Origin of the sequence: Chrysosporum bergii ANA360D, from assembly GCF_029891735.1 — a bacterium.
GTDB lineage: Bacteria > Cyanobacteriota > Cyanobacteriia > Cyanobacteriales > Nostocaceae > Umezakia > Umezakia bergii.
Map to the genome: position 1 here is coordinate 1 of NZ_JANQDH010000005.1, position 21,308 is coordinate 21,308.

A 21,308-nucleotide genomic window follows, 5' to 3' on the forward strand; every position below is an offset into this window, starting at 1 on the left:
GGCACAGCTTATTTGATGGACAGGGAGCAAGCATTGCCATTGCTAAAAAAATTTATAGTCCTCCACTGGTGCGACTGATAACTTTAAGAGCAATAGTCATCCCTGAAACTCTGCCAGAATTTCTAAATTGGTTAGACATTCAACCAAGGGGGAAACTCAAGGAACATCAAACCGATTGTTTAAAATTTCAAGAAAAAATCAGTAAACAAATTCCCCCAACCCAACTCAGCAAAGGAATTAAATTACTCCTAATTCAACTAATACAAGCAAAAATCACTCCGGCTGCTTTCAAGCTGTTATTCATGACAGGTAGTGCTTGGGGTATATGTCTGACAGAGTTTATGAATGATATTCGTTATGACTTAGAAATAATTTACAAAGATTTTCCACATGACAGTTTAAAAAATAAACCAGCGTGGAAAAAACTGATCAGTAACTGGAAGTTAATAAAAGCTGGTTATTATATAATACCTGATTATCTACCCTTGGCACAATTATTAGAGGAACTAAAACACTATGATTTATCTGCTTACTTTTATCAAGTCAGTAAAGGCAGCGTACCTAAAAAGGTATGGTCTGCTTCTCCTTATTATAGTAAACCAACTTTTTTAGGGTTAACTCTTCGCCAACATGAAATTTGGTTGGCAAAAATAATAATTTGGTTGGCAAAGATAATAATTTGGTTCGCAAACATAATAGTAAAAATTTTTATTGGTTTTGTACTTTTAACTTTTACATTAATCAAATGGACTCTTTATCTTTACGTTTGCTTGATTATTATCACAAATCCTGTGCTACTTTTAGTAGTGCTAATTATTCGTTTTTTTACTTCACGTTCCCAGAAATAATCTGTTACGGATTTACGACCAGTACAAGAGGGAGGGGGATAACTGCACTACCTCACTGGTGGAATATTTTTTCAAGATAAATGCCATATCAAATATACTAACAAATGTAGCCCAATCATTTATTACACGCACACCAACCATGAGATTTTACCTGTATATACTAGCTGGACTGACATCAGCATTAATAGGCTGGAACCTGGGGCAGTTTTTCCTCACTGACCTGAAGATATTACCGCAATTTCCGGAAATTACTTTATTTCCCTGTGTGGCTATTTCCCTGGCTTTCGGAATGGTGATCAATGAAATATTTATTAGTAACCCTACTAGGTATAAACTTAACTTACGTATTGCTAAAACACCTCTACTGATTTCCCTGGGCTTGGGAAGTTTGGCGGGTTTGATTGCTGGTGGTATTTCTCAAATTATTTTTTTATTACCAAATGCTCTTCCCAGTCCCATTATTAGAACCTTGGGCTGGCTGTTAATTGGTATTTCCGTGGGTGTGGCGGAGGGGTTAAGTTGGCGATCGCACAGCATAGAAGCAGGAGACCCGCAAAAATTTCGCCAGCGCTTCATGACCAGCTGCATTGGTGCTATCACTGCTAGTTTGTTAGCGGCTATATTCTTTGAAATTGTCCGCAACACTTTAAAAGGCGTAATCACAGGATTTAGAAATATTGAGGATCCGTTAGGAATATCTATTTTAGGTATGATCTTGGGCTTAGTTTTTAGTATTGCCAATTCCCCAGCTTATATGGGTGCTTTAAGGGCTGGTGCTGGTTTTGAATACACAGGGTTTAAATATGATGATCAACCGGAATTAAACCAACCTCCAAAAACGTCACCACATATAGATAAATCTCTCCTCAGATTTGTCAGCGAAGGAGACACAGAAGAAATTGAGGAAGGATTGTCAATTCAATTACCTAATGATGGTACAATTCAAATTGGGTCAGAACTGGGAAAATCACATATTTATCTTCCCGGAATACCCCGACACCTAGCTAATGTAATTATCCAAAATTCCCAAATCCTCTTACTTCCCAACCCCAGATTTTTATCCTGCATAGAAATTAACGGTTATCGCCTAACATCTGGGAAAAAAATCCGCTTAAAACATAATTATGTTTTGACCTTTCACACAACGAAAATGGACGGACAGAAAAATGAAGAAAAAATTTATCGTTTTGTCTACTATAACCGCTTTCTCGATCCACAAGGTTAGTTTATCTCTTGTGGTGATGGCTGCTCTAATTTCTCCCGCTTGGGGAAACAACACCACAACAACTAAAAACCAAACCCGGGCTACAGCAGAAATTGTTAACACTCCTTTGGTTGACAATGATCAAGTTACTGTTCGCATTAAAGTTAAAAACTCAGAAGATAAACCGATGATAGGTTTACAGGATATAAACTTTCAACTAATGGTAGATAAACAAGAGGTGATATTTAGCAGCAGAGATTGGAAAAGCCCAAAAGAAACTATTCCCCCTCCAGCTTGGATTATAGTCTTATTAGATTTAAGTGGTAGTATGAATGGAGAAGATAGTGGGGGAACAAAAAAAATCCAAGGTGCTATTAATGCCATTCGCCAATTTATCCAAGTGTTAAACCAACGAGGAGGGGAAACCCAAATATCTATTGTTCCCTTTGGTGAACCTGGTAGAGCTTGTCAAGGACATCCAGTTAATGACCAAACATTAGATCAATTTTTCCTAGCCAAAGATGTGAAATTAAAAAACTATCTTGACTATTTAGAGAGTATCAAACCCTGCGCCTCCACTAATCTTTATCAACCACTAAGCCTAGCAGTCAGGTTTCTAGCTAATGGGGAAGATGAGCGTTTTGGTGTATCTGAAAAATCATCCCAACCACCACCCAGACTTTCTATTATTTTGTTGTCAGATGGTTATCACAACACACTAAATGAAGAAAATGATTTCCAAGACTTAATGAAACTATTGGAAAGAAATAAAGTGACCATCCATACATTAGGGTATGGACTAACACCACAGGAGTTAGGTAAAAAATATGGACTAAATAGATCCGCCACCAGGGCTGATATTGGGACGGGTCAAGGTAAAGTTCCAGAAGCAGAATTTGTAGACCAAAACAGATTACAGCAAATCGCCAAAGCCACCAACGGAATTACAGAATTTTCTGGTAACGCCCAAGCCATCGCCACCAATCTGCAAACATTTCTCAACGCCCTATTAGGAGAATATGAAATCACCTACAGCCAACCAAACCCCGAACGTGGTAAAAAACATCAAGTGGAAGTTGTGGTTAACTTTCCCTCTGGTGAAACCATCACATCCCCGCCGAAACCTTACCGAATTAAAGTATTTGGGCGATCGCTTCCCGGACAAGTGCGATTAATTATACTTATTATCACGTTAATCATCCTCACCCTAGGGGGTTTGATTCCCTTTTATCTATGGGGAAAACAAATCAAACAAGAAACCCTACAGTAATAAACTCACCTTAACCCCCTCTCTTGTTCTCGCCACCCATGAAAAAACTCACACCCTATCTAATCTCATTATTAATATATGGATGTGAACAACCAATATTAAATTTACTCTCATCCATAAACCCATCTGTCACTTGTCCAGACAAACCGACTTTGACCCTTAGTGAACAAGACCTAGAAGAAATTACCCTCAACGAACAAACCATCAGCAAATCTGGTCAAGCCAGACAAAACAAATCCGTCGGCTATAGATTTGATGGTACATCAGGCTATAAGCTAACATACACCACTGATGCTGATATTTGTATTTGGCTATTCACCCCAGACAACCAAATCCTTAAAACTCCAGAACTCCCTAGGGATGGAAAATACATTCTACAAGTTTCTGCACCCCAAGGGGCCAGAACCTTTGATTTACAAATGACCTTATCCAGTTTGCAAGCATCTTCCACCCCAACCCCAACACCAACACCAACTCCAACACCAACCCCAACCCCAACCCCAACCCCAACACCAACCCCAACCCCAACCCCAAAACCAATAGTAAGACGAAAACCAAGACCAACACCAAGACCAACCCCAACTATAGTCAGAGAAAACGCTGGTGATTTTGTCAGAAACCATTATATTGCAATAATGAACCGTGAATATGATCGAACCTGGAATAGCCTTTCTCCTAGATTTCAAAAAATCTCGCCTACCTACTATGAATACGAAAAATGGTGGAATAAAGTCCAAGATATCTACATTGGCGACATTCAAGTTATTGGCCAAAATAGCGATCGCGCCATAGTAAACGCCGAACTATCCTACCTGTTAGAAAATGGCAGAGTTTATGAGGACAAAAAAACCAGAATTTACTTAATATGGGATAATGATAATGATGGTTGGCTACTTTACGAGAAATCCTCACCTTAACCCCCTCTCTTCCTCTGACCACCCATGAAAAAACTCACACCCTATCTAATCTCATTCATAATATATGGATGTGAACAACCAATATTAAATTCATCCTCATCCATAACCCCATCTGTCACTTGTCCAGACAAACCCACTTTGACCCTTACTCAACAAGACCTAGAAGAAATTACCCTCAACGAACAAACCATCAGCAAATCTGGTCAAGCCACACAAAACAAATCCATCGGCTATAGATTTGATGGTAAATCAGGCTATAAGCTAACATACACCACTGATGCTGATATTTGTATTTGGCTATTCACCCCAGACAACCAAATCATTAAAACTTCAGAACTCCCTAGGGATGGAAAATACATTCTACAAGTTTCCGCACCCCAAGGGGTCAGAACCTTTGATTTACAAATGACCTTATCCAGTTTGCAAGCATCTTCCACCCCCTCACCAACCCCAACACAAACACAAACACAAACACAAACACCAACCCCAACCCCAACCCCAACCCCAACCCCAACCCTTTCATATACTCCGCCCCCACCAACACAAACACATGATATTTCCCAACAAGAAGCATTAGAAATAGTCCAGAATTGGTATGCAGCCAAACCGCAAATTTTTGGACCACCTTATGATACAGTTTTGGTGGAACAATTGGCCACAGGTAGGCTTTATAATCGAGTTATTCATAGTTCCATAGCATGGCTAAAAAATAATGACTCTTACTACACCTATAATCAATCAGAAATATTAAGAGTTGTAAAATTTTCTAACTCAAGTATAAAACCATATATAAAAGTTAGAGTATTTGAAGAATTATATCTTAATACTCCTAAAGGTATTGATCGCAAAAATTCAGGAACCTATGAAAAAGACTTTATCTATTTTTTTGAAAAGGACAATCAAACGTGGAAAATATCTTCAAGACAACAAATAAAAACAGAAAATACATCTGAAACTAATGGGAATCAAAAAAGTAGAGCAAATGCTCAAAATACCTCCCCCGCGCCCCTTGGTTGGATGTGGCTAGGTAATATTAACAATACTACCAATGATTTTTCTTGGGGAGATAAATTAATTTCTTCCCAACGTCAACCGGTGTCCATTACTCCTGGGGTTGTACCCTCTCCTGGTGCGGTGGTGACTATTCAAAACCCCACTAATATAAGAGATAATTTACCACAACCACCTCTTTTTAAACTGCCATTACGAGTTGCGGAACCATTAACACCGGGGGAAAAAGTGGTAATTCTGCAAGTAAAAAGTTATGTAGATAATAACTCAAGTTCTAAAAATACCAGAATTTGGGCGCAAATCGGTAAACCTTAAACTTAAAACTGAGCTAAAATCTATGCAAAACATATTAAGAAACCTGAGAAGAAATAAACCTTTGTTATTTGGTATATATGGCGCGCTTGGCTGCGTCATGGCTGCTATATTATTAGGAGAACCATTATTAGACTTAACCAAACTAGCCTCATCTGCACCACCAGCCCAAGCCATCGTATTGTTAATTGATACATCTTCTAGCATGAGGGATGGCAAATTAGCGGAAGTCAAAACCGCAGCCAGTCAATTTGTACAACGCCGTAACCTTGACCAAGACCAAGTAGCAGTGGTTAACTTTGGCTTAGAGGTGAACACCGTTACCCCCTTAACCAACAACCTCACCACCCTACAAAATGCCATTAATTCTTTATCAGAAGATGGTAGTACCCCCATGGCTCAAGGAATAGCCCAAGCCATGACAGAACTACAATCTACTAATCTCCGTCCTCATATTGTATTATTTACCGACGGTGTACCAGACCGGCCGGATTTTGCCTATGACTCAGCCCTAATAGCCAGAAATCAACAAGTTAACTTGATCGCCGTGGCCACAGGAAACGCAGATACTGACTATTTAGGACAACTAACGGGCGATCGCTCCTTAGTATTTTATGCCAACTCCGGCAACTTTGACCAAGCCTTTCGTAATGCCGAAGCCGTTATTTACAAACAACTGGTAGAGTCTACTTCTAGCGCCGAATATGGCTTACTATACTCCATACTACGCATTGGCGCTTGGACAGCACTGTTAGCCGTGGGTATATCATTATCCTTAATTATGGGACAAAACCAATATATGCACCGTCCCTTATTAACAACCAATAAAGCAATTATTAGCACCATTGGCAGTTTTACCGCTGGGATGGTGGCTGGTGGTACAGGTCAACTACTTTTTTTACCTCTAGCCAGCACCCTCGTATTAGAACCTGTAGCCAGAATCATTGGTTGGGTGATATTAGGCGCACTAGTGGGGGGAGGAACCCGGTTTTTTGTTCCTAACCTGCAACCAAAAAACGCCCTCATGGGTGGAATTATCGGGGGGACTATGGGAGCCATGGGATTTATTTTAGCAGCTAACACCTTTGGTGACATATCAGGTCGCCTATCAGGAGCCACTATTTTAGGTTTTTGTATTGGCTTAATGATAGCTTGGGTAGAGCAAAAACAACTGAGTGAACAACCTTACTTATTAGTACGTTGGACACCCACAGAAAAAACACCATATTTATTAGGAGCAAGACCAATTTTAATTGGTACTTCTCTAGAAGCCCAGATCCCCCTCAACGCTTCCGACGGATACACCCCCATCACTGCCAAAATTTACACCCAAGGAGAAAATATTATCATGGCATTTGACCAAGAATACGCGTCCCGAAAAAACATGAAAAAACTCACCCACCAACTCAACATCGGTGACACACGCACCCTAGGGAACATCACCCTAGAAATCAAATCTTCTCCCCAGGAAAAAACCACCAAACCAGAAGCAAGCGGGTAATGTCCCAGATTAATCAAAACTATTCACATTACCCAAACTAATCAAAAAAAACCAACAAAGTGGTAAAATACACAATATCGCTTATAGTCAAAGGTTCTGACCAATCATACAGCTACACCTTAAACCTACTTCCCCAGCAGGAAAACAAACCAGAGCAAATCTTTACACCCAAACTACGTGAAAACCTCCGCCTAGACCTACAAAATAAAAGCCTATGCGCCATTAAAGACCACCACCTGCAACAGATTATCCGCACCTGGATACAAGACATTAAAGAAGGCTTTAGAGACAGTACCATTACTCTCAAGCTACCCCTATTGATGGAAACAAATATACAACAACTCAATGAAACAGGAAATCAACAAATTCCCTCCATCATTACCCCAAACCTGACCAACCTAGAACCCCAACAGGGAATGTTACCACCCTTGAACTTTGCCTAAAAATTACACTAACAAAACATCAGTAAAATGAACACCCCACTAAACGTAACCCTCACCCCCCACCGGGAATTTATCTCAGCAGACAAAGCAGGACAGAAACTATTTCTAATGCTGAAACTGCGCCCCACCAAAGATATAGCCATTACTCCCCCTTCAACTACCTTTAGCTTTGTGATTGATACTAGTGGATCAATGTATGAAATAGTGGCAGGAGAAACCACACCCACAGGTAAAAAACATACAGTAGACGGCAAAGAATATATGCAGGTCACAGGGGGTAAATCAAAAATTGACATAGTAGTTGAATCACTCCTAGCCCTGATTCATTCTGGCAGACTAGGGGCAAGCGATCGCATCGCCTTAGTACAATTTGACGACACAGCCTCTCAAATCATCAACTTAACCAGCGCCACTGAAATCAACCAACTAGAGTCAGCCATCAACCAACTGAGAACCTTTTCCGGTGGAACCCGCATGGGTTTAGGACTGGGCCAAGCTTTAAACACCCTAGCAGATCAACAAATGACCGTGCGGCGCACCCTTCTATTTACCGATGGTCAAACCTTCGACGAAGATCAATGTCGCCAGATAGCCTCAAACTTTGCCAGTCACAACATACCCATCACCGCACTGGGAGTAGGAGAAGACTTTAACGAAGACCTCCTTGCTCATCTGAGCGACTCCACCGCCGGTACACTCTTCTATATAGTTCCCGGAAACGCCATAGGAACCCAAGTTTCCATTCTCGACCTACCAGAAAAAATCATCGCCGAATATAGTCAAGCCCAGCAAGAAGTAATCACCAACCTCGCCCTTACCATCAAAACCGTAAAAGGTGTAGAACTTAGCCGCATTGTTCGCGCCTACCCCACTCAGGCAGAATTTACATTAAATCAAGATCCCCATCCCATCGGTAACGCAGCAGGTAATGACGAAACGATTTTTATTCTTGAATTTAGTATGGATAGCCGCCCCGCATCCCGTGTGCGGATAGCCCAACTAGGACTCACCTACGACATCCCCGGACAAAAAATACGTGGTGAACTACCCCCACAAAACGTAATTGTGCAATTTGTCCCTGATGAAGGAGGCGCAGCACAAGTAGATAAAGAAGTTATGGAATATGTACAACAATGCAACATATCCAACATCATCGACCAAGCCACAAAAATCGCCGAAAAAGACCCAGAAAAAGCCGCACAACTCCTAGACACAGCCAAACGAATGACAGTAAAAATCGGTAACGATGCCATGGCAGAATCATTAAATGGCGCACAAGAAGAACTACGCAAAACCCGCAAAATATCCTCCGGAACCCGTAAAACCGTGAAAATGGGAGCCAAAGGTAAAACCGTCAAAATGGGTAACGACATTGATGACCAACTGTCAGAAGCAGAAATGCGGAGACTCACAGGAACCTAACCAAACCACCAACTAACCACCATCAATTACAAAGGACTTATTATCAAAGGACTTATTATCAAATGATTACTTGTTCAGCCTGCGGCTACGATCAAAACCCAGAAGATGCAGAATTTTGTGGCGCTTGTGGTGCAGAAATACAACCGGTCACCACTGTAGCACCGACAGTCATTCAACCAACAACCCCACCACCACCACCAGCACCCATACCAGCACCCATACCAGCACCCATACCCACCATCACCACCACCGCCAAACTAATTAGCAAACAACCAGCCCCCCCAGTATCAGAATTTATTTTAGAAAGTAATACCATTGTCGGTATATTCGACCAAGACACGGGACCTGTGGACATTGACCTAGAGGCATTTTTGGGCAGTGAAACCGTGTCTCGCAACCATGCAGAAATATATCAACAAAGTGGACTTTGGCAAGTAAAAGACCTTGGTTCTACCAATGGTGTATTCATCAAACCCATGGGACAAACCCGTTTTGGAGCCAGAATTACCACCCCAGAAACCTTAAACCCCGGAGATGAAATTGCCTTTGGCAAAGTCCGGTTTTTATTCCAAACTGCTTAAAAACCCCATGTCCTTCACTCTCAGGTCCCCTGGGCTTGGAGTGTGCAAGCAAATCATATTTTCAATCACCAAAGCTAAAATCTAAAAGCTAAAATCTAAAATCCCATGTCCTCACCGCCCATAGAAACCACCCATAATTCCGACACCTTAGTTATAGAAACAAACGCCACCTTTACCCTGGAAACCTTTAACATAGAAGTGTTATCATATCTGGGTCAATTCACCACAGATATTTACTACTTCCAAGTTAATATTTCACCCATTGAAGATGGTACTACCCCCGGTCAACCGGGCTTACTGCGAGTGGGCGCAACAGCAAGCGCTCTCAGTCGAGAACTACAACTGAGAGAAACCCTGGGCGACTATAAAATGCTAGCTCCACTTCTAGCTCACACTAGTCTAGAGTCAGTCACTATTAATATTAACTCTAGTTCCCCCATTCCCAACCCAGAACCAGAACCTGAAGAGTCTAACTATTTAGAAGAAGAATATTATCCAGAAGCAGAAATCATTTCCGACTCATGCACTAGTAAGGTCATTCTCCTTACCCATCTCCCAGCACCAGAGCAAACACTAGCCACCTGGTTACAACAACACCACAGCCTAGAAGAATCTTTATTACTCACCGGTCAAGTTTGCCAATTTTTACGATATGTGCATCAGCGCCAGTGGTGTTTTATCTCCATTATTCCCCAATTCATACAAATGGGAACCCTGATACAATTCTTTGACTTAACCAGTGCTTACCCCCTAGAAGAAACCCTACCTTCCGGACTGTTGGGGAATTATTGCGCCCCAGAACTAGCCTATGGTAAAAATCCTATCCAAGAAGCCATGAGTAGTTATACAGTGGCAGCATTACTATATCATTCCACCCACCAACACACAATCCCCCAAGAACAATCTATAGACCTGAACATTCACCCCATACCGGGAATATATCAAATCCTGTCCACTTGCCTATCACCAATTCCTGAACAGAGATTTTCTCTATCTCAACTCATCAGCATATTAGTAGCAAACCGTCAAACATTTAGCAACCTGAAAATTCAATGGAACATTGCTAGCAGTTCCACCCTGGGGCTATCAACCAACCGACTGCAAAATGAAGATAACTATGGAGTTAAACACCAGCAACTAAGCGATGAGCAAACTATGATCATCGCAGTTGTAGCCGACGGAATGGGGGGTATGTCTCAAGGAGAAGTGGCTAGTAAATTAGCAGTGCAAACCGTGCTGGAAGAACCTATTACATCCCCATTTAAAACCCCAGAACAACGCAACCAATGGTTAATGGCATTATTTGCCAAAGTTAATCAATCTGTAGCCAACAACGTTAAAGATGGGGGAACTACTCTGAGTGTAATTATAGCGATCGCACAACAACTAATGATTGCTCATGTGGGAGATAGCCGCATATATTTACTACGCCAAGGACAAATACAGCAATTAAGCGAAGACCACTCATTAATTGCCATGTTATCAGCCAGTGGTCAAATCACACCAGAAGAAAGTATCAACCATCCCGACCGCAACGTACTCACAAAATTTATAGGTGCAAAACAGAGATTAAGTGATGGCTACGTACAAAACTTAACACGTACACAGCAGAAATTATCCATGCAACTAGAAAACCAAGACATCTTACTATTATGTTCTGATGGAGTTTGGGATTTAGTCCGAGAAAATGAACTAGTAGAAATATTTAATCATGAAAAAAACCTACAAGTAGCCGTAGACCAAACAATACAACAAGTATTAAACCAAGGCGCACCCGACAACGCCACCCTCCTGGCTTTACAATGTCGCATAGATAAGATTTATAGCGAAATTCCCCCAATTTAAGGAATGCTATATCAACATAAATAAACATTCAATAAACATTCAATAAACATTCAATAAATGACTATTCAATGTCCCACCTGTTTCACCGAAAACACCGACAACGCCATTAGTTGTAAAGCCTGTGGTTATACCCTGGCTTCCACCGCCAACTCATTTACTTATCAACTAACACCAGGTACAACATTAAGACAAGGAAAATACCAAATTGAAAAAGTTTTAGGAGAAGGTGGTTTTGGCATCACCTACAAAGGAATTTCCCTACAAAACTCAGTCATGGTTGCTATTAAAGAACTATGGCCAGAAAAAGCCGCCAGAAACAAAAATACAGTATGTTGGCCTAATTCAATTACACCAACCGAGCGGCAAAAACAACTGCAAAACTTTCAAACAGAAGCCCATTACCTATCACAATGCGCCCATAATAATATTGTCAAAGTATATGAATGGTTTGCAGAAAATAACACAGCTTACCTGGTGATGGAATTTATCACAGGCAAAACCTTATATCAAATTTTAAAAGAACAGGGTAAACTACCAGAAAATCGCATTAAAAAATACTTTATTCAAATTGCCCAAGCCTTAAAAATAGTTCATCAACACCAACTACTACACCGAGATATTAAACCAGATAACATTCTCATTGATCACCAAGACCGAGCCGTTTTAATTGACTTTGGTGCTACTAAAGAATTTATAGCCGGACAAACCCGAGAAATGACCCGCACCTTAACCCCAGGATATGCGCCCCTAGAACAGTATAGTTACCGCGGTAAACGCTGGCCAGCCACAGATTTTTATGCCTTGTGTGCATCAATGTATGAATTATTAACCGAAGAATTACCAACCCCAGCCCCAGAAAGAGCCACCCAAGATCCACTCATACCACCCCGGCAATTATGCCCGCAACTCAGCCCCCTGATAGAAAAAGTAATTTTAACCGGTATGCAATTTAAAGTTGAAGACCGGTTTCAAACAGCAGATGAATTAATTGATGCCTTAAACGGTCGTTTTGTCTCCCCCAGCCAAAAACGAGCCAAAGAACTAGTTAAACAAGGACAACTAACAGCAGCAGTTCAAGCTTATGAAAAGTATCTCAACACCGAACCCCAGGACGGCGCAGCAACAGTTGAACTAGCATTAGTTTATATACATCTCGACCAAGCTAAAGCTAAAATAGCAGCTGAAAAAGCCATTCAACTGCAACCAAATGACGGTAGGGGTTATGGAGTTTTAGGGCTAATCAATTGCCGTAACTCCCAGTGGTCACAAGCAATTACACACCTAGAAAAAGCAGCCAAACTAACCCCCCAAGCCACCTGGATACAAGCCAACCTAGCCTGGGCTTTAGGTAAATCTAGTCATTGGCAACAAGCAGAAGTGGCAGTAAACAACGCCCTCAAAATAGATCCTCATTGCACCTTTGCCCTGGGTTTACAAGCATGGATAGCCTTTAACCAAAAGCAATGGAAGCCGGCAGTTCGCGCCGCCACACAAGCTATTTTTAAATCAAAAGCCACACCATCTCAAGACAGTCAAATATTACAGCAATGGGTCTATCCTCACCTGATCCTTGCCTTAGAAGCAGCCGTAGTTACTCAGCAAGCCCAAGACGTAGAAAGACGGATACAAGAATTTATTGTTCAAGTACCTGATAGCGGCTTGGCTGTTGCACTCCAAGGCTGGAAAAAAGCCCAACAAGGGCTATGGAAACAAGCAATTATCAGCTTTGAACAAGCCAACCATAAGTCACAATTGCCCCCCTGGGTGTTCATCAATCAAGCAATTGCCCACGAACATCTACAAAACTTTTCAGCAGCCATCCAAGCTTATACAACTCACCATCAAAAGTTTCCCACCCATGCCTTACCGCTATTTCGTCTAGGGACATTACATGGCAAATTAGGAGAATGGACAAAAGCCCGGTTTTATTTAGAAAAATTCATTCAAATACACCCCAATTACCCCCCAGCCTATCATAACTTAGGTTGGGTATTACTCAATATTAGAAACCAAGATAACCAAGTAGAAAATTTCCGAGAAATGTTATCAGCCTATCGCCAGGCGGTAAAACTCTACACACAGCAAAATAAACATTCATTGGCAGATGAGATTAAACGAAATTTTCAATTAATCGGTGTGAATATTGAATAGAGAAACACCAGGAAATAAATTTCCTAGCTCAAAGCTAAAATCCATTCAAACAGATTATATATATAAAATTCAGTCGGTTTTAACCGACTTGAGCTATCAGACGGGGAATTTATTCCCCGGCTATATTCTACACCTCAAGCGATCGCTCAACCCCAAGCCTAACCCCAAGCCCAACCCCGAAAAATACCAGGAAATAAATTTCCTAGCTCAAAGCTAAGAGGATGTCTGAGAAATAAGAGAGCTTACCTAATGGTATCATGTTAGTATATTTCAAAAAACAGATCCGTCATTTTCTTAAACGGTATTTACTTAATCCAAATGAACTATAGTTTACAAACTCTGGCTGAACTTTATCACAAAGCTCTCCTGAATGATGTATTGCCATTTTGGGAGAAATATTCCCTAGACTGGGAGCATGGGGGGTATTTTACCTGTCTTGATCGTCAAGGTGGTGTTTATGATACGGACAAATTTATCTGGTTGCAAAATCGCCAAGTGTGGACTTTTTCTATGTTGTACAACCAACTGGAAAAACGGGAAAATTGGCTAAAAATTGCTAAAAATGGCGCTGAATTTCTCGCTCAATATGGCAGAGATGCTCAGGGTAATTGGTATTTTGCCCTCACTCGTGGAGGTCAACCACTTGTACAACCTTATAATATCTTTTCTGATTGCTTTGCCGCTATGGCATTTAGCCAATATGCTTTGGCTTCGGGAGAAGATTGGGCTAAGGATGTGGCTATGCAGGCTTATAATAATGTGTTGCGTCGCCAAGATAATCCTAAAGGTAAATATAATAAAACCTATCCAGGTACACGCTTAATGAAATCTTTAGCTGTACCGATGATTTTGGCTAATCTCACTCTAGAAATGGAATGGCTACTACCTGCTGCAACTGTGGAAAATGTCCTCACTAGCACTGTGGAAGAAGTAATGAGGGATTTTCTGCACCAGGAACGAGGGTTAATGTATGAAAATGTCGCCCCTGATGGTTCCCGCTTTGACTGCTTGGAAGGGCGGTTAATTAACCCTGGTCACGGTATTGAGGCTATGTGGTTTATTATGGATATCGCCAAGCGGAAAAATGACACCAACACTATTAATCAAGCGGTGGATGTGGTGCTAAATATCCTTAATTTTGCTTGGGATGGTGAATATGGGGGTTTATATTACTTTATGGATGCAGAAGGTCACCCCCTTCAGCAATTGGAATGGGATCAAAAATTGTGGTGGGTACATTTAGAGTCTTTAGTGGCATTAGCTATGGGCTATCATTTGACTGGGCGTGAGGTATGTTGGCAGTGGTATCAAAAAATTCACAATTACACCTGGTCACACTTTGTTGATTCAGAATATGGTGAGTGGTTTGGTTATCTTAATCGCCGTGGGGAAGTGTTGTTAAATCTTAAGGGTGGTAAATGGAAGGGTTGCTTTCATGTACCCCGTGGATTATATCTTTGCTGGCGAGAGTTTCAGGCGTTGGCTAAAAAGCTAAATTGAAAATATCACTAGTGGGTTTAGGTTATTTCTCATGAGTGTTGTTACACGAAGGCGATTCACCATCGACGAATATCACTGCTTGATTGAATTGGGATTTTTTCAAGAAAGCGATCGCGTTGAATTGATCCAGCGGGAACTAATGCAAATGGTAATACCCTATTGCTCATCAGCAATTTATGTGGGGAGTAGTAGAGGTTAACAATATGACACAGGAAATCAATTTAACTACCATAGCTGAACAGTTCACGGCTCAAGGACAAGTTATAAATATTCAATCATTGGGGAATGGTAATATCAACGATACTTTTTTGGTAATTTTGGGTTTAGCTCAACCAAAACATTTTGTCAAACATTTTGTCCTGCAACGCATCAATACTCAGGTGTTTCGCCAACCCCAATTGGTCATGGAGAATATGCGTATATTAACAAATCATATTGGCGATCGCCTCCAACGCAACCCAGCCCCTAGGCGTTGGGAAGTTCCCAGGGTGTTATTAACTACAGATGGTCAAGACTTGTGGCAAGATGACTATGGTGGTTATTGGCGGGCTATTAGCTTTGTGGAAAATGCCGAGTCTTTCGACAACTTACCCCATAGTTCCTCGGCGGTGGAAGTCGGTTATGCTTTAGGGATGTTCCATAATCTGATTAGTGACTTACCGCCGGCTCAACTGGCGGACACTTTACCAGGGTTTCATATTACGCCTGTGTATGTGCAAGAATATCAGCAAATCCTGGCCACAGCTAAACCCCGCTCCTGCCCGGAGGTTAATTATTGCTTAGAATTTTGTTTGAGTCAACTACCCAGCGGCTTTGTTAATATTTTAGAAGATGCTAAAGCCACAGGGAAACTGCCATTACGCCTGATGCACGGCGACCCAAAAATAAATAATGTGTTGTTTGATACTGCTACCCAAAAAGCAGTTAGTCTCATAGACTTAGACACGGTGAAGCCTGGACTGGTACATTATGATATTGGTGACTGTTTGCGATCGGGTTGCAATTTAGCCGGGGAAGATGCACAACAATGGGAGAAAGTTTATTTTGACACTGATTTATGTCAAGGAATTTTACAAGGTTATCTTGATGTTGCTCAAGCCTTCTTCACAGATAACGACTATGCTTACATTTACCCTGCCATTGCTTTGATTGCTTTTGAACTAGGACTGAGATTTTTTACTGACTATTTAGCCGGTAATGTCTACTTTAAAGTCAAGTATCCAGAACACAATTTAGCCAGGGCATTAGTTCAGTTTAAACTAACTCAAAGCATCCAAGCCCAACAAACTAGGATTAACCAAATTGTCCAAGACCTTATTAGAACTTAAGAGGCTATGTACACATAAGAATATGTAAATATGATGTTATGTGGACAATTAGACAAGTAGAGATATTTTAAGTATTAAAACTTAACTTTTCTCTGGAAAAGTTACAGGTAAAGCCTCTATAGGATTTTCTGGATCATCATCTCCATCAAAGTCACTTAAAGTAGCAATTTCTTCTTCTACCTGATCGACTGACTCGTCAGTCATACCAAGTTCTTTCTTCCCAAAAACTCGGCGGGCTTTACAGTCAAGTATTTGGATAATACTTGTTCTATCTTGCTTAATCGCTTCAATATCTTCTTTCTGAAGCAATATCATGTAATATCTAGAAACTTCCATCATGCGGTAGGCATACTGGAAAGCATCTCTTGTAAATTCTCCAGTAGTCACAACCATTACTACATCAGCACCAGTCACAAAGGTCATCCCTACTTCTTTGGCTAAAACATCAACATCAACACGCTTTGTATTTTTGCACTGAATTTGCCAACGGTGATAGACAAACCTATCAGAAGCGGCAAGAACATCCACTTCGCCTTGACCTGTTTCATAATCACGCTTGCGCCATTTGGTAAAACGTAAGCTGGTTAGTCTAATCATCCAAATAGCCAATAACTCTAAAGCCTTGCCCTTGACACGCCTATCCTCACTGTCAAGATCATTGATAACATCTTCAAAAGCTTTATTAAGTTCGGTCTGTGAAATTTCAGTTAGATCAGCAATACTTGAAAGAAGGCGGGAAACAAGCTCTGCTCTGGCTTTATCGGTCAATTTAACAGAGTTAGGTTTAGCTCCTCGCCCTCCTGTTGTTTTCTCGGTTTCAATTAAATCAAGAGCAACTAAAGGTTTAATGACATCTTTAACAAAAGACTTACTCGGTAATCGAATCTTATAAGTACTGGTAGAATAATCTTTAACCTTGTTCCAAGGTGTCAATACCTGAATATCGAGGTGAATCATAGCTAGCAGAAAATACTTCTGCTGCGGTGTTAAGGTGTAAAGCTCATCAACATAGTCTTTATCAAGCCCAAGCAAGTCAGAAACTGTATCCCAGTTAATCTCATACTCGCGCTCAAAAACTCCTGCAAGCTCCAGCCATTTCCGCATGGTACTGACATAAATCGCATTAGGAGAGAGGGAATATCCCATCTCTTGCAGTTCATAGCCAATCAGTTCTAGCTGCGGTTTATCTCCTCTAGCATTAATTGCCTCAATAGCCTTCAATAGTGACATACCAGTAAGATTAGTCAGAATATGGCGGGCAAATATACTAGCGACAGCTTGAGGATCATCCTTGATCTGAAGAATTTCATTTGCAATATCAGTAACCTGATAAGCCCAATCATCATCGCCTATTTTTTCAACAAGTTGATATGCCCGCAAAGACAAGAAACAATTCATAGACATCTTGCCTATGTTTTCCAATGCTTTTGCAACATCGGTACTTTGCTTGGAATGACCAGAAAAATATCGATCAGCAATCTGTTTCTGTAGTTCTCGCCGATCAGGAGCGCAATCTATACACAGCTGCACAATTTCAGCTAAAGAAAACTTTTCAGATTCAAACTGGTGTCCATAGGTAAATTTAAGTTGGCGTTGTTCCATAGGGTCTATATCTTCCAGGAAAGGGAGGCTTAACTGTTGGTGCTGATTTTGGCAATTACTCAATAACCTGTTGTCTGGCATAGATTGCAAAACTTCAAGCACTTTCTCCTTATTATTTTTCTCAGAAGGAAGAGGCTCAACTAGCAGTGGGGCATTTGACTCAAACCTATATTTGGATGCACTAATATAAGACTCATCAAGCTCAAAAGCTAACCAGCGCCGTTGAAGTGTTTCTGCAACGCGACCAGTCATGTTAGAACCAGCAAAGGGGTCTAACACCAAATCATTTTTATCTGTACAAAGGTTAATAGCAAATTCTGGTAGAGCTTGAGGAAATCTGGCTGGATGAGAATTGATGCCCTCTTGCTTACATCTTCTCTGATAATAATCATTAGATGCCGTATTAGAAGCTGAAATGACATTAACAGGTTGTGCCAGATCATTCAGCAATAGCCAATCAAAGCCAGCAAGAACAGGGGAACCTATATTACCATTACTATTTTCAATCTGACCGTTAATAATATTTGGTGGAATTGCTCCGCCTCTATCATTGCCAAATTTCGTAGAAATATTATGTCCAGACGGGCGTAACTTAGCATCATAGCCATTTTTCAGCAGATTTTTCATCGCATCACTGTATGGACGAAGAACCCTTTTATTATTGGCTTTGGGATGAGGCTGTTTAGATAACCACCAGACGGTATTTACAGCATCCTTTACCCGCTCCCGTCGCACTGTGACCCACTCCGCTGGTGTAGGTAACTTAGCTGGGTTATACCAGTACAACTCCTGTGCCAGAAAGAAACCTAACCCACCTTTATCGGTCGGCTTGCACAACTCTATAACTAACTCGAAATGATACAAGGAGCGGATAGGATAACCTTTCAACCAGCTTCCACCAATATCAATCACCAGAGAACCTGATGGCTTTAGGATACGCTGAAATTCTTTGGCAAAACCAAGGAACCACTCAACATATTCATGCTGATCTTTATTTCCATACTCCTTTTTACGAACCAAGGCAAAAGGCGGTGAGGTACAGATAAGATCGATGCTCTCATCAGGTAATTCCTTCATCAACTCAAGGCTATTTCCCAAATAGGCTGCCCCAAACTCCGTTTTATAATAAGGTTCCTGTTTTATCGCTATCACTACATCTTCCATTAGATCAGTATGAATATCAGGCAAGAGGCTTTTCTTTGTACGGCTCTGAGTCATTTTTCTAAACAATCAAGCGATCGGGTTGCGTTTGTATTTAATAAAAAGGTCTTTCATGGCTTCAGTGAGTACAGCCTGCACAGTCGTACCATGATCGAGGGCAATCTGTTTTAGCTGTTTAGAAACCACTGGGTCAAAATGCCCCGCGATCGCCTTTTTCCCCTGGCGACTTGGTGGTACTGATGATGCTGTAGCTGCTTCATTGGCTACTGGTAACTGAACTGCCCTGATATCGGATCTGACTGTGTTTCATATTGGGGCTTGCCGCTTGCTTCCTGCAAAGCAGAGGTAAGTCTGGGACTTTTGCCCATTTATTATCTCCATGATTACATATGAACTATGTTTAGACTATGTGTAAACATAAAGATTAACTGATGGTAAGATGGAAATTACACTACTTAGAATAATTATTGACTACAAATGGCAACCGCGACACCAGAAAGCCTGAATAAGTTTGTTAAGTTTTGTGAGCAACACATCACAGGACAGGAGAAAAAAGAAGCACAAACATTTTTAGACCGCTTTTTTCGGGCTTTTGGTCATGAAGGAGCATTAGAAGCAGGGGCGAGTTATGAGGAGGCTATTAAAAAAGGTAGCAGCAAAGGTAAAACGGGTTTTGCTGATTTAGTCTGGAAACCCAGGGTATTAATTGAAATGAAAAAGCGGGGAGAAGATTTAAGCAAACATTACTCCCAAGCTTTTGATTATTGGACTCGGTTAGTACCCCAACGCCCTAAATATGTGATTTTATGTAACTTTGATGAATTTTGGATCTTTGATTTTGATATTCAGTTAGATACACCAGTAGATCAAGTATTGTTGCAACAGCTACCAGCTAGGGCTGGAGCTTTTGCATTTATGGAGTTGGGACAAAAAACTCCTGTTTTTAATAATAATCAAGTAGAAGTTACAGAACGAGCAGCCCGGCGCATGGGTGAATTACTCCTACAACTAGAAAGGCGGGGAGTTGAGAGGTTAACAGCTAGGCGTTTTATTTTGCAATGTGTCTTAGCTATGTTTGCAGAAGACAGAGAACTTTTACCCCGTGATTTGTTTATTTCTTGTGTGCAAGACTGCATAGCCGGTGGTAGTTCCTATGATATTTTAGGCGGGTTATTTCGGGAAATGAATCTACCAGGTAAAACACCGGCTGGACGTTATCAAGGAGTGGATTATTTTAATGGCGGGTTGTTTGCTGAAATTCAGCCTATTGAGTTAAATAAAGAAGAATTAATTTTTTTAGATGTAGCAGCTAGGGAGAATTGGAGTAAAGTCCGTCCACCTATTTTTGGTAATTTATTTGAAGGAACAGTAGACAAACAAGAGCGCCACGCCAGGGGGATACACTACACATCAGAGGCGGACATTATGAAAATTGTTCGTCCTACTATTAGCCGTTATTGGGAAGATAGAATAGATGAGGCTAATTCGATTAAAGAACTAACTCAACTGCAATTAGAATTACAAAGTTATCGCGTACTTGACCCGGCTTGTGGTTCTGGTAATTTCCTTTATGTTGCTTATCAGGAATTAAAAAGAATAGAAACTCTACTTTTAGGTAAAATCCAGCAACTCCAGAAATCTGTAGATAAGCAAATACAGATGGGGTTAGTTACTCCCTTGCAATTTTTAGGGATGGATACTAACTTATTTGCGGTGGAATTAGCCCGGGTAACATTGATGATTGGGCGTAAAATTGCCATTGATAAATTCAGGTTAACTGAGCCGGCTTTGCCTTTGGATTCTTTGAATGACAATATTATCTGTCAGGATGCTTTATTTAGTCCCTGGCCTATGGCTAATGCTATTATTGGTAATCCGCCTTTTTTGGGTGGTAAAAAACTACGTATAGAATTAGGAGATGAATATACAGATAAAATTTATAAGATTTTTACTGATATTAAAGGACAACCAGATTTTTGTGTATTTTGGTTTAGGAAAAGCCATGATCATCTTAAAAAATACGGGCGGGCTGGACTAGTTGGTACTAATTCTATTTCTCAGGTTTCTGGTAGAACAGGACTTACGCAACTGGCACAGGCGATCGCTATATTATAGTATTTGTGTACTGAAATAAGTGACACAACTAGCACAAATAGTGGGCGGGCTTCGCGGTAGCAAAGCGACAAATTGAATCAAACCAAACACATAGAAA

Annotated in this window: 16 protein-coding genes and 3 pseudogenes; 16 read left to right on the forward strand and 3 right to left on the reverse strand. The window is 40.9% G+C overall.

Translation table 11 applies throughout. The features are described 5' to 3' along the window. From NWP17_RS00495 to NWP17_RS00565, 15 genes and pseudogenes are all read left to right on the forward strand, one after another. A pseudogene (locus NWP17_RS00495) lies at positions 1–848 on the forward strand (hypothetical protein); the annotation flags it as partial. Positions 849–987: 139 nt separating this feature from the next. Next, positions 988–2,073, forward strand: a complete 1,086-nt coding sequence (locus tag NWP17_RS00500; RefSeq protein ID WP_280652960.1) for a hypothetical protein — start codon at positions 988–990, stop codon at positions 2,071–2,073. A 16-nt stretch (positions 2,074–2,089) separates the two neighbouring features. Continuing rightward, a complete protein-coding gene (locus NWP17_RS00505) occupies positions 2,090–3,322 on the forward strand; it encodes a vWA domain-containing protein (protein ID WP_280652961.1) in 1,233 nt (410 codons plus the stop codon). 38 nt (positions 3,323–3,360) lie between these two features. Then, positions 3,361–4,239 carry a hypothetical protein gene (locus NWP17_RS00510; protein WP_280652962.1) on the forward strand — a complete coding sequence of 293 codons (879 nt, stop codon included), beginning with the start codon at positions 3,361–3,363 and terminating at the stop codon, positions 4,237–4,239. A 138-nt stretch (positions 4,240–4,377) separates the two neighbouring features. Next, positions 4,378–5,565, forward strand: a complete 1,188-nt coding sequence (locus tag NWP17_RS00515) for an ARC6/PARC6 family protein (RefSeq protein WP_280652963.1) — start codon at positions 4,378–4,380, stop codon at positions 5,563–5,565. A 22-nt stretch (positions 5,566–5,587) separates the two neighbouring features. Next, a complete protein-coding gene (locus tag NWP17_RS00520; RefSeq protein ID WP_280652964.1) occupies positions 5,588–7,063 on the forward strand; it encodes a vWA domain-containing protein in 1,476 nt (491 codons plus the stop codon). Between the two features lie 59 nt (positions 7,064–7,122). Beyond that, the gene (locus tag NWP17_RS00525) at positions 7,123–7,506 is read left to right on the forward strand and encodes a hypothetical protein (protein ID WP_280652965.1); all 384 of its coding nucleotides are present in this window, start codon (positions 7,123–7,125) and stop codon (positions 7,504–7,506) included. Positions 7,507–7,533: 27 nt separating this feature from the next. Beyond that, positions 7,534–8,928 (forward strand): vWA domain-containing protein, encoded by a 1,395-nt coding sequence (locus NWP17_RS00530; protein WP_280652966.1) that lies wholly within the window; start codon positions 7,534–7,536, stop codon positions 8,926–8,928. Between the two features lie 62 nt (positions 8,929–8,990). Beyond that, complete coding sequence (locus NWP17_RS00535) at positions 8,991–9,509, forward strand: double zinc ribbon and FHA domain-containing protein (RefSeq protein WP_280652967.1); 519 nt, start codon at positions 8,991–8,993, stop codon at positions 9,507–9,509. A gap of 105 nt (positions 9,510–9,614) precedes the next feature. After that, entirely contained in the window at positions 9,615–11,354 is a 1,740-nt protein-coding gene (locus NWP17_RS00540; protein WP_280652968.1) for a protein phosphatase 2C domain-containing protein, read from the forward strand. Positions 11,355–11,411: 57 nt separating this feature from the next. Then, complete coding sequence (locus NWP17_RS00545) at positions 11,412–13,505, forward strand: serine/threonine-protein kinase (RefSeq protein ID WP_280652969.1); 2,094 nt, start codon at positions 11,412–11,414, stop codon at positions 13,503–13,505. Further along, positions 13,498–13,722, forward strand: coding sequence for a hypothetical protein (locus NWP17_RS00550; protein WP_280652970.1), 225 nt, complete (start codon positions 13,498–13,500; stop codon positions 13,720–13,722). The genes NWP17_RS00545 and NWP17_RS00550 overlap by 8 nt, the downstream gene beginning before the upstream one ends. Before the next feature lie 101 nt (positions 13,723–13,823). Next, a complete protein-coding gene (locus tag NWP17_RS00555) occupies positions 13,824–15,005 on the forward strand; it encodes a n-acyl-d-glucosamine 2-epimerase (protein WP_280652971.1) in 1,182 nt (393 codons plus the stop codon). 31 nt (positions 15,006–15,036) lie between these two features. Further along, positions 15,037–15,156 (forward strand): annotated as a pseudogene (locus NWP17_RS00560) (Uma2 family endonuclease); the annotation flags it as partial. Positions 15,157–15,208: 52 nt separating this feature from the next. Further along, the gene (locus NWP17_RS00565; protein WP_280652972.1) at positions 15,209–16,333 is read left to right on the forward strand and encodes a phosphotransferase enzyme family protein; all 1,125 of its coding nucleotides are present in this window, start codon (positions 15,209–15,211) and stop codon (positions 16,331–16,333) included. An 81-nt stretch (positions 16,334–16,414) separates the two neighbouring features. Here NWP17_RS00565 and NWP17_RS17545 read toward each other — a convergent pair whose 3' ends face one another. The 3 genes and pseudogenes from NWP17_RS17545 to NWP17_RS17555 form a co-directional block, all read right to left on the reverse strand. Beyond that, positions 16,415–18,016 carry a restriction endonuclease gene (locus tag NWP17_RS17545; protein ID WP_425332631.1) on the reverse strand — a complete coding sequence of 534 codons (1,602 nt, stop codon included), beginning with the start codon at positions 18,014–18,016 and terminating at the stop codon, positions 16,415–16,417. 72 nt (positions 18,017–18,088) lie between these two features. Then, positions 18,089–19,099 (reverse strand): annotated as a pseudogene (locus tag NWP17_RS17550) (DNA-methyltransferase); the annotation flags it as partial. Between the two features lie 66 nt (positions 19,100–19,165). Then, entirely contained in the window at positions 19,166–19,282 is a 117-nt protein-coding gene (locus NWP17_RS17555; protein WP_425332630.1) for a ribbon-helix-helix domain-containing protein, read from the reverse strand. 291 nt (positions 19,283–19,573) lie between these two features. Between NWP17_RS17555 and NWP17_RS00580 the strand changes: the two genes are divergently transcribed. Further along, positions 19,574–21,211, forward strand: coding sequence for a DNA methyltransferase (locus NWP17_RS00580; RefSeq protein ID WP_280652973.1), 1,638 nt, complete (start codon positions 19,574–19,576; stop codon positions 21,209–21,211). Positions 21,212–21,308: the final 97 nt, after the last annotated feature.